15 protein-coding genes are annotated in these 16,820 nt (G+C 63.5%); 10 read left to right on the top strand and 5 right to left on the bottom strand.

Going from position 1 to position 16,820, the window contains the following annotated elements; all coding sequences use genetic code 11:
- Positions 1 to 141: 141 nt before the first annotated feature.
- A complete protein-coding gene (locus tag ABR948_RS19020) occupies positions 142 to 1,131 on the top strand; it encodes a glycosyltransferase family 4 protein (RefSeq protein WP_428120726.1) in 990 nt (329 codons plus the stop codon).
- Here the strand turns inward: ABR948_RS19020 and ABR948_RS19025 are convergent.
- The 3 genes from ABR948_RS19025 to waaF all read right to left on the bottom strand — a co-directional run bounded on the left by ABR948_RS19025 (position 1,113) and on the right by waaF (position 3,422).
- A complete protein-coding gene (locus ABR948_RS19025; protein ID WP_428120698.1) occupies positions 1,113 to 1,655 on the bottom strand; it encodes a D-glycero-alpha-D-manno-heptose-1,7-bisphosphate 7-phosphatase in 543 nt (180 codons plus the stop codon). The two genes, ABR948_RS19020 and ABR948_RS19025, sit on opposite strands and share 19 nt — an antisense overlap.
- Positions 1,652 to 2,260 (bottom strand): D-sedoheptulose 7-phosphate isomerase, encoded by a 609-nt coding sequence (locus ABR948_RS19030; protein ID WP_428120700.1) that lies wholly within the window; start codon positions 2,258 to 2,260, stop codon positions 1,652 to 1,654. Before ABR948_RS19030 ends, ABR948_RS19025 begins: the two co-directional genes overlap by 4 nt.
- Before the next feature lie 91 nt (positions 2,261 to 2,351).
- On the bottom strand, positions 2,352 to 3,422 hold the full coding sequence (gene waaF, locus ABR948_RS19035; protein WP_428120702.1) for a lipopolysaccharide heptosyltransferase II: 1,071 nt from the start codon (positions 3,420 to 3,422) through the stop codon (positions 2,352 to 2,354).
- Positions 3,423 to 3,595: 173 nt separating this feature from the next.
- On the opposite strand from waaF, the gene rfaD reads away from it, so the two are divergent.
- From rfaD to ABR948_RS19055, 4 genes are all read left to right on the top strand, one after another.
- Positions 3,596 to 4,576, top strand: a complete 981-nt coding sequence (rfaD, locus tag ABR948_RS19040; RefSeq protein ID WP_428120704.1) for an ADP-glyceromanno-heptose 6-epimerase — start codon at positions 3,596 to 3,598, stop codon at positions 4,574 to 4,576.
- Positions 4,577 to 4,599: 23 nt separating this feature from the next.
- Complete coding sequence (rfaE1, locus tag ABR948_RS19045; RefSeq protein WP_428120706.1) at positions 4,600 to 6,072, top strand: D-glycero-beta-D-manno-heptose-7-phosphate kinase; 1,473 nt, start codon at positions 4,600 to 4,602, stop codon at positions 6,070 to 6,072.
- Complete coding sequence (locus ABR948_RS19050; RefSeq protein ID WP_428120708.1) at positions 6,069 to 7,358, top strand: O-antigen ligase family protein; 1,290 nt, start codon at positions 6,069 to 6,071, stop codon at positions 7,356 to 7,358. Before rfaE1 ends, ABR948_RS19050 begins: the two co-directional genes overlap by 4 nt.
- 82 nt (positions 7,359 to 7,440) lie before the next feature.
- Positions 7,441 to 9,399 (top strand): SDR family NAD(P)-dependent oxidoreductase, encoded by a 1,959-nt coding sequence (locus ABR948_RS19055; RefSeq protein WP_428120710.1) that lies wholly within the window; start codon positions 7,441 to 7,443, stop codon positions 9,397 to 9,399.
- 65 nt (positions 9,400 to 9,464) lie between these two features.
- On the opposite strand, the gene ABR948_RS19060 is transcribed toward ABR948_RS19055, so the two are convergent.
- Complete coding sequence (locus ABR948_RS19060; protein WP_428120712.1) at positions 9,465 to 10,223, bottom strand: glycosyltransferase family 2 protein; 759 nt, start codon at positions 10,221 to 10,223, stop codon at positions 9,465 to 9,467.
- 139 nt (positions 10,224 to 10,362) lie between these two features.
- Positions 10,363 to 11,322, bottom strand: coding sequence for a lysylphosphatidylglycerol synthase transmembrane domain-containing protein (locus tag ABR948_RS19065; protein ID WP_428120714.1), 960 nt, complete (start codon positions 11,320 to 11,322; stop codon positions 10,363 to 10,365).
- Between the two features lie 209 nt (positions 11,323 to 11,531).
- On the opposite strand from ABR948_RS19065, the gene ABR948_RS19070 reads away from it, so the two are divergent.
- The 5 genes from ABR948_RS19070 to ABR948_RS19090 all read left to right on the top strand — a co-directional run.
- Positions 11,532 to 12,515, top strand: a complete 984-nt coding sequence (locus ABR948_RS19070; RefSeq protein WP_428120716.1) for an SDR family NAD(P)-dependent oxidoreductase — start codon at positions 11,532 to 11,534, stop codon at positions 12,513 to 12,515.
- Between the two features lie 7 nt (positions 12,516 to 12,522).
- On the top strand, positions 12,523 to 13,935 hold the full coding sequence (locus tag ABR948_RS19075; protein WP_428120718.1) for a mannose-1-phosphate guanylyltransferase/mannose-6-phosphate isomerase: 1,413 nt from the start codon (positions 12,523 to 12,525) through the stop codon (positions 13,933 to 13,935).
- A gap of 226 nt (positions 13,936 to 14,161) precedes the next feature.
- Positions 14,162 to 15,178, top strand: a complete 1,017-nt coding sequence (locus ABR948_RS19080; protein WP_428120720.1) for a Gfo/Idh/MocA family oxidoreductase — start codon at positions 14,162 to 14,164, stop codon at positions 15,176 to 15,178.
- Between the two features lie 72 nt (positions 15,179 to 15,250).
- A complete protein-coding gene (locus ABR948_RS19085; RefSeq protein ID WP_428120722.1) occupies positions 15,251 to 16,402 on the top strand; it encodes a DegT/DnrJ/EryC1/StrS family aminotransferase in 1,152 nt (383 codons plus the stop codon).
- A gap of 43 nt (positions 16,403 to 16,445) precedes the next feature.
- On the top strand, positions 16,446 to 16,820 hold a 375-nt coding region (locus ABR948_RS19090; protein ID WP_428120724.1), incomplete at its 3' end, for a lipid II flippase MurJ.

Raw genomic sequence — 16,820 nt, forward strand, 5'->3', positions numbered from 1 at the left:
GCGGTGAAGAGTGGGTTTCGGCGCAAGTGAACTGGCCACTATGCTTAATGTTGCGTATAGGAAATGCGTGAATTGGAGCCTGACGTGGGAACCCCCGATATTTCCGCCGATAATCTGCAGCTGATCGTGCCGAATCTGCACATGCGCTATTCGGGCGTCACCGCGACCAATCGGATGGTGGCGCCGAAACTCGCGCGCCAGTTTCGTGCGGCATGGTTCGGTCCCGACGCGCCCGACGGCATGGCTCGGATGACGATCGCCGATCTGCTGAAATTGTGGCGCCGCCGCACCCCTTTGATCTGGCACGCGCGGCGCAACAACGAAATGATCGCCGGCGTGCTGCTGCGGTCGCTCGGCTGGCCGTTGAAACTGGTATTCACCTCGGCGGCGCAGCGTCATCATACATGGATCACGCGCTGGCTGATCCGGCGGATGGACGCAATCATCGCCGCCAACGACATCTCGGCGTCGTTTCTCAAGAGGGCGGCCACGGTGATACCGCATGGCGTCGATACGGATGTCTATGCACCGCCGGCGGATCGCGCGGCGGCGTTCGCGACCGCCTCGCTGCCGGGACGCTACGCGATCGGTTGCTTCGGCCGCGTGCGCGCGCAAAAAGGCAGCGACGTATTCCTGGATGCGATGTGCCGGCTGTTGCCGCGTTATCCTGACTTTTCCGCGGTGATGGTCGGTGCGATCACGCCGGAGCAGTCGGGTTTTGCCAACGATCTGAAACAGCGGATCAAAGCCGCAGGCCTGCCGTCGCGCATCGTCATCACCGGCGAGCTGGAAATCGAGCAGGTGCAGCGCTGGTATCAGCGGCTGACGATCTACGCCTTCACCTCGCGCAATGAAGGTTTCGGCCTGACGCTGATCGAGGCGATGGCGGCGGGGTCAGCACTGGTGGCGTCGCGGGCGGGCGCGGCCGAACTCGTGGTCGAGGACGGCGTGACCGGCGTGCTGACGCCGTCAGGCGACGTCGAGGCGCTGGTCTCAGCGCTGGAGCCGCTGATGCGCGATCCAGGTTTGGCGGCGGCGATGGGCGCGCGGGCGCGGGCCCGGGTGCTGGAAAAATTCAGTCTGGATGCGGAAGCCAACGCGATCGCCGGCGTTTATCGCACGCTGGTCTGAGCCATGATATCAGCGACAAACGCGTCGAGGTCGCCGCCCGCGAACAGAAATCCCGGCAATCCCGCGGCCTGCGCCGCCTCGATATCGCTGGACCGGTCGCCAATCACAAAACTGCCTTGCTGCCGCACCGGCCAGTGCTTCATCAGGTCATGGATCATGCCGGGGCTCGGCTTGCGCCACGGGTGGTCCTCCAGATAGCCGGCCACCGATCCCTCGGGATGATGCGGGCAATACCTGATGTCGTCGATGACGGCGCCCTGCGCGGCGAGTTCGGCACGCATCCAGTCATGCAGCGTGGTGAGATCGTCCTCGGTGAACAAACCGCGCGCGACACCGGATTGATTGGTGAAGAAGAACACGAAATATCCGGCATCGTTCAGCCGGCGGATCGCCTTCGCCGCATTCGGCATCCAGCGAATCCGCTCGCGTGTGCCCATATAGCCGTCGTCGTGGTTGATGACGCCGTCGCGGTCGAGAAAGGCGGCGGGTCGCGGCGTGGAACGACCAGAATTGACGCCGCTCATGGCTGGGAGGTCCCGCGCATCATGGTCTGCTCGATCTCGGCGCAGATTCCGTGCGCAAAGGCGAGATGAATCTGCTGGATCACCGCGGTGTCATCGCTGGGCGACACCAGCAGGTGATCGCACAGCGCGCCCAAGGCTTCGCCCTTGCTGCCGGTGAAGCCGATCGTGACAAGTCCGCGGGCCCGCGCGGTGCGCAGCGCCGCCAGAATGTTCGGCGAGCGGCCCGAGGTCGATAGCGCCAGCAACACGTCGCCGCGCTGGCCGAGCCCCTCGATCTGCCGCGCGAATATTTGTTCGAAACCGTAATCATTGCCAGTCGCCGTCAACGCCGACGTATCGGTAGTCAGCGCGATCGCGGCCCAGGCCGGCCGCTCCTGTTTGTAGCGGCCGACGATTTCGGCGGCGATATGCTGGGCGTCGGCGGCGCTGCCGCCATTGCCGACCAGAAGAACCTTGTTGCCGGAACGCAGCGCGCCGATCACCGCCGCCGCAATCGCCTGCGCGGTGGCGAGCAACGCGGCATCGCCATTGGCGCGCTCAAGGGCTGCGAGCGACCGCACCAGATGGGCGCCGATCGGACTTTTCGATTCTTGCGATTCGCGCAATTCCTGCAATTCCTGGCTCAACCAACCCCGTCGGGGTTGCGATTCCCGATCTTTGGTAATGATCACGTCGCGGCTGCGCAAGCTTGCGATGTCAATGCGCGGCGTTCGCTTCGGCCTCGGCCAGCACGCGCTCCGCTGTCGCCACCACGTCGGATGCGGGAATGTCGCGCATGCAGCGATGGTCGTTCATGGTGCAGACCGGACGGTGGCAGGGCTGGCATGGCACCGTGGTTTTGGTCTGTACCGTCGCCGCGAGGCCGTTGAGCGGCGCCCAGTGATAGGGGCTGGTGGGGCCGAAAATACCCATGGTCGGCGTCCCCACCGCGGCGGCGACATGCATCAGCCCGGAATCGTTTGAGATCGCGACCTTGGCTGCTGCGACCGCCAGGATGCCGTTGCGCAGATCATTGCCGGTGAGATCGCGGACCCGAGGCCCGCCGGCGGCCACGATCTCCGCCGCCAGGGCCTTTTCGCCGGGGCCGCCGACCACCCAGACATCGAGGCCCTGTTGGGCCAGAAGCCGGGCGGCTTCCGGATAATAGCTCCAGCGCTTGGCGGCACCGACCGAGCCCGGCGCCAGCGCCACGGCGGGGCCGGTGCCTAGCCCATTGGCCTGCCGCCAGCGGGCCACTTCCTCGACGGGAACCCTGAGCTGCGGCACCGGCCATTCCGGCGGCAATGGGGCGCCATCGGGCAGCGCCAGCGCCGCGTTCTTGTCGATAAAGCGGGGCAGGGCCTTCTCGCCCCAGCGCCATTGGTTGATCAGCCCAAATCTGGCTTCGCCGACAAAGCCCACCCGTTCCGGAATACCGGCGAGGGCTGGTGCAATGGCCGACTTCCAGGTGCGGGGCAGGACCAGCGCGGTGCCGTAGCCGCGTTCGCGCAGCTGCGCCGCCAGCCCCCATTGCTTGGCCACCGCCAGCCGGCCGCGGGGCAGGTCCCAGACGATCCCGGCGCGGACATCAGGCATATAATCGACCAGCGGAGCGCACAGGGACGTCACCAGGAGATCGACGGGCCGGTTCGGCCAGCGCTGCTTGAGCACGCGCACCACCGTGTGACCGCGCACGAAATCGCCGATCCACATATAGGGGACAATGAGGATCGGCCTTGTATCGTCCGGTTCCTGCATTTTTGCCATATGATCTGAATCAATATTCATATTATAAAGCTTTGGTCGCCTGCACGCTCGGATGCTGTCGGTAACCGCTCCTCGCGGGGAGGTAAAGCCGACCCGCCGGAACGCCGCATGTCTTCACCAAGCTGGATGACCCAAGTTGCCTGCCGGGCGGTAGTGAGGCAAAGCTGGCATTCCACAAATCAGGGCAGGCACTCATGTTGCTGGTGACCGGTGGCGCCGGTTTTATCGGGTCGAATGTCGTGGCCGCGCTCAATGACGCGGGCCGCGCCGATGTCGCGGTCTGCGACGTGCTCGGCCATGACGGCAAATGGCGCAATCTCGCCAAGCGCCAGCTCGCGGATATCGTGCCCCCCGCGCAATTGCCGGACTGGCTCAACGGCCGCCGGCTCGATGCCGTCATCCATCTCGGCGCCATTTCGGAGACCACGGCAACCGATGGCGACCTGGTGATCGAGACCAATTTTCGCCTGTCGATGCGGCTGCTCGACTGGTGCACGGCCAACGCGACGCCGTTCATCTACGCCTCCTCGGCAGCGACCTATGGCGACGGCGCGCTGGGGTTTGCCGACGACCCGTCGATACCGGCGCTGAAGACGTTGCGGCCGATGAATCTGTACGGCTGGAGCAAGCATCTGTTCGACATGGCGGTGGCCGGGCGCGCCGCCAACGGCGAAAAGCTGCCGCCGCAATGGGCCGGCCTCAAATTCTTCAACGTGTTCGGGCCCAATGAATACCACAAGGGCACCATGATGAGCGTGCTGGCGCGGCGCTTCGACGACATCAAAGCGGGCCGCGTCGTGGAACTGTTCAAATCGCATCGCGACGGCATCGCCGACGGCGATCAGCGGCGCGATTTCATCTATGTCGACGACGCCGTTCGGGTGATGATGTGGCTGCTGGCGACGCCGTCGGTCAGCGGCATTTTCAACGTCGGCACCGGCCAGGCGCGCAGCTTCAGGGATTTGATGCTGTCGGCCTATGCCGCGCTCGGCAGCGCGCCGAACATCCGCTATATCGACATGCCGCCGTCGATCCGCGATGCTTACCAGTATTTCACCCAAAGCGATGTCGATCGGCTGCAGCGCGCCGGTTATAATGGCGGCTTCACGGCGCTGGAAGATGCGGTCGGTCTCTACGTCAAGGGTTACCTCGATCGCGCCGATCGTTTCCGCTGACGGGCAACAGGGTGCGAGAATAGATGTTCGATTTTGAAGGCCTGACCGATGCGATCGCCCGCCAGACTGTGCTCTGTGTCGGCGACCTCATGCTCGACGAATTCGTCTATGGCGAGGTATCGCGGATTTCGCCGGAAGCGCCGGCGCCGGTCATCGCGGTGCAGCGGACCGAGACCAATATCGGCGGTGCCGGTAACGTCGCGCGCAACATCGCCTCGCTCGGCGCGCGCTGCATCTTTGTCGCCTTGATCGGCGAGGATGAGGCGGGCGCGAAACTGAAAGCCCGGCTTTCGCAGGAAGTCCTGATCGAGAGCGTGCTGGTGTGCGATTCCACCCGGCCGACCACGCGCAAGGTGCGCTTCGTATCCGAGCATTTCTCCACCCACATGCTGCGCGCGGACTGGGAACTGGCGCAGCCGGCCGCCGCCGATATCGAGCAGAAATTGATCGACGCCATCCTGCCGCTGTTGCCGCGTGCCGATATCGTGCTGCTGTCCGACTATGCCAAGGGCGTATTGACGGCGCGGGTGATCCGCAACGTCATCGACGCCGCGCGCAAGCTCGGCAAGGCTGTGATCGTCGATCCCAAGAGCGCCAATTTCGCGATTTATCGCGGCGCGACCCTGCTCACGCCCAACCGCAAGGAATTCGCGGAGGCGACCCGCAGCCGGGCCGATACCGAAAGCAGCATTGCGGAAGCCGCACAGGATGCGATGCAGCTGGCCGATTGCGAGGCCATGCTGGTGACGCAAAGCGAACACGGCATGACGCTGGTGCCGCGCAGCGGCGACGTCATTCACGTGCCGGCCCATCCGGTCAAGGTGCGCGATGTCTCGGGCGCCGGCGACACGGTCGCGGCGATGCTGGCGGTGGTGCTGGCGGCCGGGGCCGGCTGGGAACCCGCGTTGCGGATGGCGACCGCCGCGGCCGCGGTCGCGGTCAGCAAGAAAGGCACCGCCAGCGTGACCGCGGCGGAAGTGCGCCGAAACATCCTGCCGCACGCTTTTCTCGCGGCGGAAGAAAAGATCGTCGCGACATCAGCCGACCTCGAAGCCCGGCTTCTGGACTGGCGCCGACAGGGATTGCGGGTCGGCTTCACCAATGGCTGTTTCGATATTCTGCATCCCGGTCATGTCAAGGTCCTGACCGCGGCGCGCGGCGCCTGCGATCGCCTGGTCGTCGGCCTCAACAGCGACGCATCGGTGCAGCGGCTGAAGGGCGTTGGGCGCCCGCTGCAGGACGAGCGCGCGCGGGCGGAAGTGCTGGCGGCGCTGGAGGCGGTCGATCTCGTCGTTGTGTTTGCCGAGGACACGCCGATCGAACTGATCACCCGGATCAAGCCGAGCGTGCTGGTCAAGGGCGGCGACTATACCCGCGAAAAGGTCGTGGGCCACGACGTGGTCGAAGCCCATGGCGGCGAAGTGCTGCTGGTCGACGTGCTGCCCGGTTTCAGCACGACGTCGCTGGTTGGCCGCGCGCGCGGAGACAAGGTGTGAGCGCCGTGGCACGTGAGCCATTGGGGGCGCTGTTATGGCGACTGTGGCGGGACCCGGCCGCCTGGGTCACGACATCGGATATTTTCGTCATCCTGACCGTGCTGTCGCTGCCGTGGTCGACCTCGCTGGTCGCCATCTTCGCGGTCGCGACGCTGGTCACGATGGTGCCCTTCTTCGACGCCACGGTCTTCCTGCAGTCGCTGCGGCGTCCGGTCTGTACCGTGCCGATCGCGCTCGTCGCGCTCGCGGCGGCCGGTACGCTGTGGTCGGACGCGCCGTGGGGCGCGCGGCTATATGCGGTCGGGCCCACCGCGAAACTGCTGATGCTGCCGATGCTGTTCTATCATTTTGAACGCTCGTCACGCGGCTTGCAGGTGTTCGCGGCCTTCCTGGTGTCGTGCGTGCTGCTGATGGCGATGTCCTGGATCGTGGCGTTCGATCCACATCTGGCGCTGAGATCCCATGCCGATTACGGCGTGCCGGTCAAAAACTATATCGACCAGAGCCAGGAATTCGCGCTGTGTGCCGTGGTGCTGGCCTATCCGATCATCGCGCTGCTGCGCGCGGGACGAATGGTTCCGGCCCTGTTGCTGGGCGCGATCGCGCTGAGTTTCGTCGTCAACATGGCGTTCGTCATTGTTTCGCGCACGGCGCTGGTGACCATGCCGGTGATGCTGGCGGTGTTCACGCTGCTTCACCTGAAATGGCGAACCAACCTGATCGTTCTGGGTACGGCGATCGTGCTGGCGGGGCTGGCCTTCGCCGCGTCGCCGAAATTGCAGCAGAAGATCGCGTCGTTCCAGAGCCAATACCAAAGCTACAAGGATACCAACGAATCGACCTCGATCGGGCAGCGGCTGGAATTCTGGGAAAATTCGCTGCGGTTCTTCGCCGCCGCGCCGATCATCGGGCACGGCAGCGGGTCGACGCAGGGACTTTTCGAGCAGGCCGCGGTCGACTCCAAGGTCCTTGCGGGTGCCCCGGGCGTTGGGAACCCGCACAACCAGACCCTGAACGTCGCGATCCAGTGGGGCATGCTCGGCGTCGTCGTGCTGTATGCGATGTGGCTGGTGCATTTGCTGCTGTTTCGCGGTGACGGCCTGGTGGCCTGGATCGGATTGATGGTGGTGGTGCAGAATTTTTTCACCTCGCTGTTCAACTCCCACATCTTCGATTTCAACGAGGGATGGATCTACGTGCTGGGCGTGGGCGTCGCCGGCGGGATGATCTTAAGGGCAGGTCCGCGGCAAGCATCATCGGGGCCGCGGAATTCCGCCCGACCATGACGGCTGGCATGCTCGCGCCAGATCAGCTATCAGCAAGCTTGCGACGGGCCTCGCCCGATATGCCCTGCTACCGGTCAGCGACATGACGCGTCTTTCACAGCTGAACTCGCGCAACGCGTTGATTGCGACGCACGATACGCTGGCGACCGTGCTGGCGTTGTTTGCGAGTTCCTATCTGCGCTTCGAGGGCGGCGAATATTTCTTTGATCGTGTGCCGCTGCTGCTGCGAATCCTGCCCTATTTCGTCGCCTTCAGCGTGGTGGTTTGTTACGTCTTCAACCTGACCACCACGAAATGGCGGTTCATTTCGCTGCCGGATCTGTTGAACATCTTGCGTGCGGCGACCACGCTGGCCGTTGCACTGCTGGTGCTGGATTATATCTTTGTCGCGCCCAACGTGCGTGGCGCGCCGGTGGCACCGAATCTGGGCGCGTTCTTTTTCGGCAAGGTGACGATCATCCTGTTCTGGTTTCTTGAGATATCTTTTCTCAGTGCCTTGCGTTTGACCTATCGTTATTTTCGTTATGTCCGCGTCCGTCGTCACGCCAAGGCCGAGGATGCCTCGCCGACGCTGCTGATCGGCCGCGCCGCCGATGCTGAAATTCTGTTGCGTGGCATCGAGAGTGGCGCCGTCAAGCGGATCTGGCCGGTCGGCGTATTGTCGCCGTCGCCGGCCGATCGCGGCCAGTCGATACGCAATATCCCGGTGCTGGGCGGACTAGACGATATCGAGGACGTGATTGGCGATTTCGCGCGACGGAACAAGCCGATCATGCGGGTGGTGATGACGCCGTCGGCGTTCGATCCGGAAGCGCGCCCCGAAGCCATCCTGATGCGGGCGCGCAGGCTCGGTTTGATCGTGAACCGGCTGCCGTCGCTGGAGAGCGGCGATGCGCCGCGTCTGACCAATGTCGCCGTCGAGGACTTGCTGCTGCGCGCCAGCGAGAACATCGACTATGGCCGCCTCGAAGCCCTGGTGAAAGGCAAGGCGGTCATTGTCACCGGCGGTGGCGGTTCGATCGGTTCGGAAATCTGCGACCGGGTCGCAACTTTCGGCGCCGCGCGATTGCTGGTGATCGAAAATTCGGAGCCGGCGCTCTATGCCGTGACGGAAACGCTGGCCGCGCGCGAATCCGGCGTGACGATCGAGGGCCGGATCGCGGACATCCGCGATCGCGAGCGGGTCATGCGGCTGATGAGCGAGTTCAAGCCGGACATCGTGTTTCATGCTGCCGCGCTGAAGCATGTGCCGATTCTCGAACGCGACTGGAGCGAAGGCGTCAAGACCAACATTTTTGGAACCGTCAATGTCGCCGATGCGGCGCTGGCGGCGGGCGCTGGCGCGATGGTGATGATCTCGACCGACAAGGCGATCGAGCCGGTCTCGATGCTGGGCCTGACCAAGCGATTTGCCGAGATGTATTGCCAGGCGCTCGATCACGATCTGGCGCATCAAATGGGCGCCAAGGCGCGCATGCGCCTGATCTCCGTGCGCTTCGGCAATGTGCTGGCGTCCAACGGATCGGTGGTGCCGAAATTCAAGGCCCAGATCGAGGCGGGCGGCCCGGTAACGGTCACGCACCCCGACATGGTCAGGTATTTCATGACCATCCGCGAAGCCTGCGATCTCGTGCTGATGGCCGCGACCCATGCGCTGGCACCGCTGCGTCCGGACGTCTCGGTCTATGTGCTCAACATGGGACAGCCGGTCAGAATCGTGGACCTTGCCGAGCGCATGATCCGCCTGTCCGGCCTGCAGCCCGGACATGACATCGATATCGTTTTCACGGGCATACGGCCGGGCGAGCGGCTGAACGAAATCCTGTTCGCCAGCGAGGAGCCGGCCGTCGAGATTGGCGTGGCCGGCATCATGGCGGCCAAGCCCAATGAGCCGCCGATGCAGGCGCTGCGCCTATGGATCACCGCGCTGGAGCAGGCGATCGCCAGGGATGACCGGGCCAGCATCAAGGCGGTGCTGAAAGACGCGGTGCCGGAATTCGGCTCATTACCGGCCATCGAGCAGGCCGTGTCCCCGGGATGAACGCAATGGCGTTCACGCCCGGGATGAACGCAATGGCGTTCACCCTTGGGATGAACGCAATGCGTTCACCCTTGGGATCCTGATGCCCGTATTTGCAGGACGCGCCTGAGAAAGCGCAGGAAAAATGCAGCGTCGATGAAAGGCGCGTGCAAATGCACCCGCCGGGATCGCAGACATTCGAGATTTCCCCGCGCGCGGACGCGCCAGCCCCGGGTGCTGATGCCGCCCATCTGAAAATCGGCGATGGTGCGGGGAATGTAGCGGACCCGAAAGTTGTTGAGCGCCAGGGCTCGCAGCATGTAATCGTAATCGGCGGTGGTGACGTAGCTCAAATCGTAATCACCGACCTTTTGCACGACTTCCCTGCGCATATAGAAGGTCGGATGAGGCGGCACCCAACCGAGCTGAAACGAATAGCGGCGGAATATTCCGCCGCGCCAGGAACGGACGCGGCGCTTGGTACGGTGGTCGGTCACCATATCAAGGTCGCCATACACGATATCGGCGTCCTCCATCGCCGCGGCGATGTCTGCGAGCGCGTTCGAATCGTGAAACGTGTCGTCTGAATTCAGGAACCCGACGACGTCGCCCCGGAACAGGCGAAAGCCCTTGTTCATGGCGTCGTAGACGCCCTTATCTTTCTCCGAGATGACCCGTATCGCGTTGGATCCGAATGACTCGACGATTTTCAGCGTTGCATCGGTTGAGGCGCCGTCGACGACCAGCAGTTCCTTGTCGATATGATTCTGACCAAGGAAAGATTCAACGGTGAAGCCGATCGTGGTTTCGGCATTGTAGCTGGCTGTTATAACGCTGATCTTCATTTAGGATATGGTGACGACCATCACGTTACGGAGGTTTGCGGGCCTTGTCAGTCAGGCGACTCCGCCAGCATATCACACGGCGGCGGCGCTAACGCGTCAAGTCACAAGAAAGCAACCGGAGCGCACCGCGGCAACGGCTCTATTCGGGCACTTCAATCGGGCTTCCGCCCTGCGCCGCTTTTTCGGCGCTGAAAATCCAGACCAGTCCGCCGACGGCGCCGACCACAAAATACACCGCGCCAAACAGCAGCGAAATGTTGATGCCTTCATTGGTCATCAGCCCGGCATATCCGAACGCCAGCCCCATGGTGGCTTCGCGCACGCCCCAGCCGGCGATCGAAATCGGCAGCATCGTGATCAGCATCACCGGCGGGATCAGCTGGAAAACCTGGCCAAACCCCACCGGCGCCGCGATCGATTGCACCACGCACCAGGCGATGACGACGGCAAGAACGTGAACCAGCAGTGACAGCACCGCGACCATCGGTCCGCGCTGCCGGCTGAAAATCACCCGGTTCGCGATCACCGCGCAGGCGTAAATATGATGCGTTCCCCACCAGCTCTTCAGCCAGGGCCACCGCAATCGGCCGAGAATGAGAAATCCCATGCCGCCCGCGAGCGCGGCCAGATCGACCAACAGCAATGCGGAGCGGCCATAGGGATCGCCGATCAGGTGATAGCTCCACGGCAGGCTGGCGACGATCATGATCGCCAGCGCGATCAGGCCGACGGCGCGGTCGACAAAAATGGAATAGGTCGCCGCGCGCCATCCGGCGCCGCCGCGCGCGACCAGCCAGAGCCGTACCGCGTCGCCGCCGATCGCCGATGGCAGCGTCTGGTTGAAGAAGGCGCCGATCAGATTGAAGCGCATCGCCTGCTTCGTCGTCAGCGGGGCGCCGCATTCGGCGCCGATCGCGCGCCATCGCTGGACGCCGACAAAAATCTGAAGGAACGTGGCGGCGATCGCCAGACCAATCCAGCCCAGGCTCGCAAGATCGATGCGTGACGCCAGGTCGGAAAAATTGGCCTTGCGGAGCGCAAGATAAAGCAGCGCCGCGGAGACCAGTATCTTTGTTGTCGAAAGCAGGAACCGGCGCATCTCGCCCGCGCTCGCCAAGTTGGAGAAGCAAATTGAAAGAGGTCAAAACAGCGCAACCCGACGCCGCGCGCCGAACTTCGGCGTCTTGGTATGGTTTTAAAGCCGATCTGGCAATAGCCGCATGACCGGGTATTGTGCCCCCCGCAACATGGCGGCTAACCAGGCCGACCCGGCGCAGCGGTGCCGGGCCGGCGCGCTTTGAGGTCACGATGTCGGATCAGGCAATATTGGTCACCGGTGCGGCGGGTTTCATCGGCTTTCACGTCGCCCGCCAGTTGCTGGCTCAAGGCCGTCACGTTGTCGGTCTGGACAGTCTCAATCATTACTATGACCCGGCGTTGAAGCAGTCGCGGCTCAATATCCTGCGCGAGAATCCGCGGTTCGCGTTCGTCCAGGCCGACCTTGCCGATCGTCCGTCGATGGCTCAGTTATTTGCCGCGCATCGATTTCCGGTGGTGGTTCACCTCGCGGCGCAAGCCGGGGTGCGCCATTCGATCGATCATCCCCATGCTTACGTCGACGCCAATCTGGAAGGTTTCGTCAATGTTCTGGAAGGGTGCCGGCGCAACCAATGCCGCCATCTGATCTATGCATCGTCATCTTCGGTTTACGGCGCCAACGCCAAGCTGCCGTTTTCGGTCGACGACAGGACCGATCATCCCATCAGCCTTTACGCCGCCACAAAAAAGGCCAACGAGCTGATGGCGCATTCCTACAGCCATCTGTATCGCTTGCCGGTCACCGGCCTGCGGTTCTTTACCATTTACGGGCCGTGGGGGCGCCCCGACATGGCGATTTTCATATTCGCCAAGGCGATCATCGAAGGCAGGCCGATCAAGCTTTTTAACCATGGCAAGATGCGCCGCGACTTCACCCATATCGATGATGTGACCCGCGTCGTGTCGCGCCTTGTCGATCACGTGCCCGGCGATGACGCAACGGCGGCGCCGGCGCGGGTCTATAATGTGGGCAATCACCACCCGGAGGAATTAACCCATGTGGTAGCCCTTCTGGAGAAGGAGTTGGGTCGCCCGGCGATAAAGGATATGTTGCCGATGCAGCCGGGGGACGTCACGGAAACCTTCGCCGATGTCGGAGATTTGATGCGCGACGTCGGCTTTCGGCCCGATACCTCGATCGAGGACGGTATTCGCGGTTTTGTCGCGTGGTACCGCGATCATTACAAAGTATGAGACGCTGATGGACCGAAGAATTGTTCCACTGATCATGTGCGGCGGCGCCGGAACCCGGCTGTGGCCGGCCTCGCGCGAGGTCCGCCCGAAGCAGTTCCTGCCGCTGTTCGGTCCCCGTTCGACATTTCAGGACACGATATTGCGGGTGTCCGATCCGACGCTGTTTGAGCGTCCGATCGTCATCACCAACACCGCCTATCGCTTCATGGTGCTGGAGCAGCTTGCCGAGATCGGGCTCGAGGCCGACATCGTGCTGGAGCCGATGCGGCGGGATTCCGGCCCGGCGATCGCGGCGGGCGCAGCCTTTGCGCAGCTGCGCAGCCGAGAGGCGGTGGTTCTGGCGCTGGCCGCCGATCACGTCGTCGGCGACACCGAGGCGTTTGTCGCCGCCTGCCGCCAGGGACTGGTTGCGGCGGATGCGGGGTGCATCGTGACCTTCGGGGTCGCACCCGAGCGTGCCGCCACCGAATACGGCTACATCAGCCCCGGCGACGTGGTTTCCGGGGACGTCCGTCAAGTGACAAAATTCGTCGAGAAGCCGGATGCGGTTAAAGCGGCCGAATACGTCAAGGCCGGCTATCTCTGGAACAGCGGCAACTTCATGTTCCGCGCTTCGGTTCTGCTCGATGAATACCGCAAGGTCGATACCGAGAGCGTGCAGGCGGTCAGCGACGCCGTCGCCAAGGCGGGGCGCGATCTCGGATTCGTAACTCTTGATGCAAAAGCCTTCGGATCGGCCAAGCCGATCTCGATCGACTATGCGGTGATGGAAAAGACCTCGCGGGCCGCGGTGGTGCCGGTTTCCTGCGGCTGGTCTGATGTCGGCTCCTGGCATGCGGTATGGGAATTGTCGGGTAAGGACGGCCAGGGCAACGCGGCGCAGGGCCAGGCCGTGTTCGAGGATTCCCGCAACTGCAACGTCTCGACCGATAGGGCGCTGGTGGCGCTGGAAGGCGTTGACGATCTGGTGGTGGTGGCAACGGTGGATGCGGTACTCGTCTCGCGTCAGAAAGATGCCAACGGGTTGAAGCGGCTGGTCGCAAAACTCAAGACCGTGGCGCCGCAGGTGACCGAGGATCATCTCAAGGTGCATCGCCCCTGGGGATCGTATCAATCGGTCGACATGGGCGAGCGTCACCAGGTCAAGCGGATCGTCGTGAAACCCGGCGGACGGCTCTCGCTGCAGAAGCATCACCACCGCTCCGAGCACTGGATCGTGGTGCGCGGCGCCGCGCGGGTGACGGTCAACGAAACCATCAAGATCGTGCACGAGAATGAATCGATCTATATCCCGATCGGCTCGGTTCACCGGCTGGAAAATCCCGGCAAGATCCTGCTCGAATTGATCGAGGTCCAGACCGGCAGCTATCTCGGCGAGGACGACATCATCCGCATCGAGGATGATTATCAGCGCACGTGATCCGGCCGGAACCGCCGGACGGCAGGGCGGATTCGCGGGCGGCCCCAGCCTCGTAATTTAACGGGTTTCGATATTCCCGGCCGCGCACCAAACGTGTAATTCTTTGAATCAAAACGTGTTTGGAGCGGTTGCCCGATCATTCGCCACATCTGTGGCGACGTGCTAGGAGAACCCACGGCGCGGGGCTGTGGGGCGGTCGCGCCGGTCAATTCTGGGGTTGCATTATATGGTTTCCAAGGGTTCCGCATCCGGTGTGAAAGCCGAGGCCAAACGCGCGCTTCGCATCGGTGTCATCGGCGCCGGCATCATGGGCAGCAATCATGCCCGCGTGCTGGCTGGTCTGCCGGATACGACGCTGGTCGGGATCGTCGATCCCTTGCCGGAGCATCGTGCGCGGGCCACCGAACTGGTCGGCTGCCGCGCTTTCGCAACCCTCGATGAATTGATCGCCGAAGGCGTCGATGCCGTCACCATCGCCGCGCCGACGCATCTTCACCACGAGATCGCGCTCGCCTGCATCGCGCGCGACATTCATATCCTGGTCGAAAAGCCGATCGCGTCCTCGGTGGAGGAGGGGCGGGAGATCGTCGCCGCCGCCGCCCGTGCCGGCGTGACCTTGATGGTCGGCCACGTCGAACGCTTCAACCCGGCCGTCGCCGCCATCAAGCAGGCGATCTCGGGCGAGGACATTCTGTCGATCGCGATCACGCGGGTCGGACCTTTTCCGCCGCGGATGTCGAATGTCGGTGTCGTGATTGATCTCGCCGTGCACGACATCGATCTGATCCGCTGGTTTACCGAGTCTGATATTGTGGAGGTGCAGCCGCAGCTCTCCAGCGCCGTCGCTGAGCGCGAGGATATCGCGCTGCTGCAGTTCCGGACCGCGTCCGGCGTGCTCGCCCATATCAACACCAACTGGCTGACGCCGTTCAAGGCGCGCAACGTCACCGTCGCGACGCGCGGCAAATATGTCATGGGCGACCTTCTCACCCGCCAGGTCACCGAGTGCTTCGGCTTCAAGCCGGATGGCAGCTATTCGATGCGTCATCTGCCGGTCGGCCATGACGAACCGCTGCGCGCCGAATTGATCGCGTTCCTGCAAGCGGTGCGCACCGGCGGCGTGCCCGCGGTGACCGGCGGCGAAGGCGTCGCCAGCCTCGAAATCGCGATCCGTTGCCTTGAGACGCCCGCCAAGCCCGCCGCGGCCTCCGCGCGCAAGGGACCGCGGCGTGTCGTCGGCTAGAGCGATCACGAATTGATGTCCGATTCCAAATCCCTATCTCAACCTCTGCAAGGCTCCAAGAACCAAGGCCCCATGAACCAGCACCTGCGTCCGGACCCCGTTCCCTTCATCGACGTCGCCTCGCAGCGCCGCCGGCTCGGCCCTTCCATCGACGAGGCGGTGGCCCGCGTGCTCGCCCATTGCCAGTTCATCAATGGCCCGGAAGTGACGCAGCTCGAGGCCGCGCTCGCGGCCTTCAGCGGCGCCAAGCATGTGGTGACCTGCGCCAGCGGCACCGATGCGCTGCTGATGGTGCTGATGGCCAGGAATGTCGGCCGCGGCGATGCGGTGCTGTGTCCGTCGTTTACATTTTGCGCGACCGGTGAAGCGGTGGCGCTGACCGGGGCGACGCCTGTTTTCGTCGATGTCGATGACGCGACCTTCAACATCGATGTGAATTCGCTCAAGCGCGGCATCGCGACCGCGAAGAGACTGGGCCTCAAGCCGCGGGCGGTGATCCCGGTCGACCTGTTCGGGCAAAGTGCGGACCATGACGCCATCGGCACGGTCGCGGAAGCCGAGGGCCTGTTCGTGCTGGATGACGCGGCGCAGGCCTTTGGCGCCAGCTACAAGGGCCGCCGCCTCGGCACCTTCGGCCTCGTCACCGCGACCAGCTTTTTCCCGGCCAAGCCGCTCGGCTGCTTTGGCGACGGCGGGGCTATTCTCACCGACGATGCGGAGCTGGCCGAAACGCTGCGCAGCATCCGCGTGCACGGCCAGGGCTCGGACAAATACGACAATGTCCGTCTCGGGCTGACCGGGCGGCTCGATACCATTCAGGCCGCGATCCTGATCGAAAAACTGAAAATCTTCGAAGACGAGATCGCGGCGCGCAACCTCGTCGCGCAGCGCTATGCGCAGGGTCTCGGCAATGTCGTGACCGTGCCCTATGTCGCCAGCGGAGCCACCTCGGTGTGGGCGCAATACACCATCCGGCTGCCGGCGGGCACCGATCGCAATGCATTCGCCGCTGTTCTGAAAGCGCAGGGCATTCCGACCGCGATCTATTATCCCAAATCGATGCACCAGCAGACCGCCTACCGGGATTATCCGGTCGCCGATGGCGGCCTGCCGGTATGCGAAAAGCTTTCGGATGATGTGATCAGCCTGCCGATGCATGCCTATCTCGATGAGCCGACGCAGGAGCGGATCATCAAGGCTGTGCGTGGCGCTGTTTCCACTTGATTTCGCCGTTTTGAAGCGAAGTTTTATGCGCTAGAAGCGGCGCATGCTCGGTCGTATTTTCACCGTTGGCGGCTATACGCTCCTTTCGCGGCTGACCGGCTTTGCACGCGACATCATGCTGGCGGCGATCCTCGGGGCCGGGCCGGTCGCCGACGCGTTTTTCGTGGCGCTGCGGCTGCCCAATCACTTCCGCGCCATCTTCGCCGAAGGCGCCTTCAATGCGGCGTTCGTGCCGGCCTATGCCCATGTCAACGGCGAGCGCGGCGAGACCTCGGCGAAATTGTTCGCCGGCCGCATCTTCACGCTGCTGTTTGTTTCGCAACTGGTGCTGCTGGTGGTGGCCTGGCTGTTCATGCCCCAGGCCATGAACGTCCTCGCGCCCGGCTTCACCGACGACGCCGAGCAGCGGCGGCTCGCG

Origin of the sequence: Bradyrhizobium sp., assembly GCF_050014615.1 — a bacterium.
GTDB lineage: Bacteria > Pseudomonadota > Alphaproteobacteria > Rhizobiales > Xanthobacteraceae > Bradyrhizobium.

What these genes read in the sequence shown, in the direction of transcription:
- ABR948_RS19020 (WP_428120726.1), top strand. Translation starts at nt 142, where the DNA reads ATGCGCTATTCGGGCGTCACCGCGACCAATCGGATGGTGGCGCCGAAA.
- ABR948_RS19025 (WP_428120698.1), bottom strand. Translation starts at nt 1,655, where the DNA reads ATGAGCGGCGTCAATTCTGGTCGTTCCACGCCGCGACCCGCCGCCTTT.
- waaF (WP_428120702.1), bottom strand. Translation starts at nt 3,422, where the DNA reads ATGAATATTGATTCAGATCATATGGCAAAAATGCAGGAACCGGACGAT.
- rfaD (WP_428120704.1), top strand. Translation starts at nt 3,596, where the DNA reads ATGTTGCTGGTGACCGGTGGCGCCGGTTTTATCGGGTCGAATGTCGTG.
- rfaE1 (WP_428120706.1), top strand. Translation starts at nt 4,600, where the DNA reads ATGTTCGATTTTGAAGGCCTGACCGATGCGATCGCCCGCCAGACTGTG.
- ABR948_RS19055 (WP_428120710.1), top strand. Translation starts at nt 7,441, where the DNA reads ATGACGCGTCTTTCACAGCTGAACTCGCGCAACGCGTTGATTGCGACG.
- ABR948_RS19060 (WP_428120712.1), bottom strand. Translation starts at nt 10,223, where the DNA reads ATGAAGATCAGCGTTATAACAGCCAGCTACAATGCCGAAACCACGATC.
- ABR948_RS19065 (WP_428120714.1), bottom strand. Translation starts at nt 11,322, where the DNA reads ATGCGCCGGTTCCTGCTTTCGACAACAAAGATACTGGTCTCCGCGGCG.
- ABR948_RS19070 (WP_428120716.1), top strand. Translation starts at nt 11,532, where the DNA reads ATGTCGGATCAGGCAATATTGGTCACCGGTGCGGCGGGTTTCATCGGC.
- ABR948_RS19075 (WP_428120718.1), top strand. Translation starts at nt 12,523, where the DNA reads ATGGACCGAAGAATTGTTCCACTGATCATGTGCGGCGGCGCCGGAACC.
- ABR948_RS19080 (WP_428120720.1), top strand. Translation starts at nt 14,162, where the DNA reads ATGGTTTCCAAGGGTTCCGCATCCGGTGTGAAAGCCGAGGCCAAACGC.
- ABR948_RS19085 (WP_428120722.1), top strand. Translation starts at nt 15,251, where the DNA reads ATGAACCAGCACCTGCGTCCGGACCCCGTTCCCTTCATCGACGTCGCC.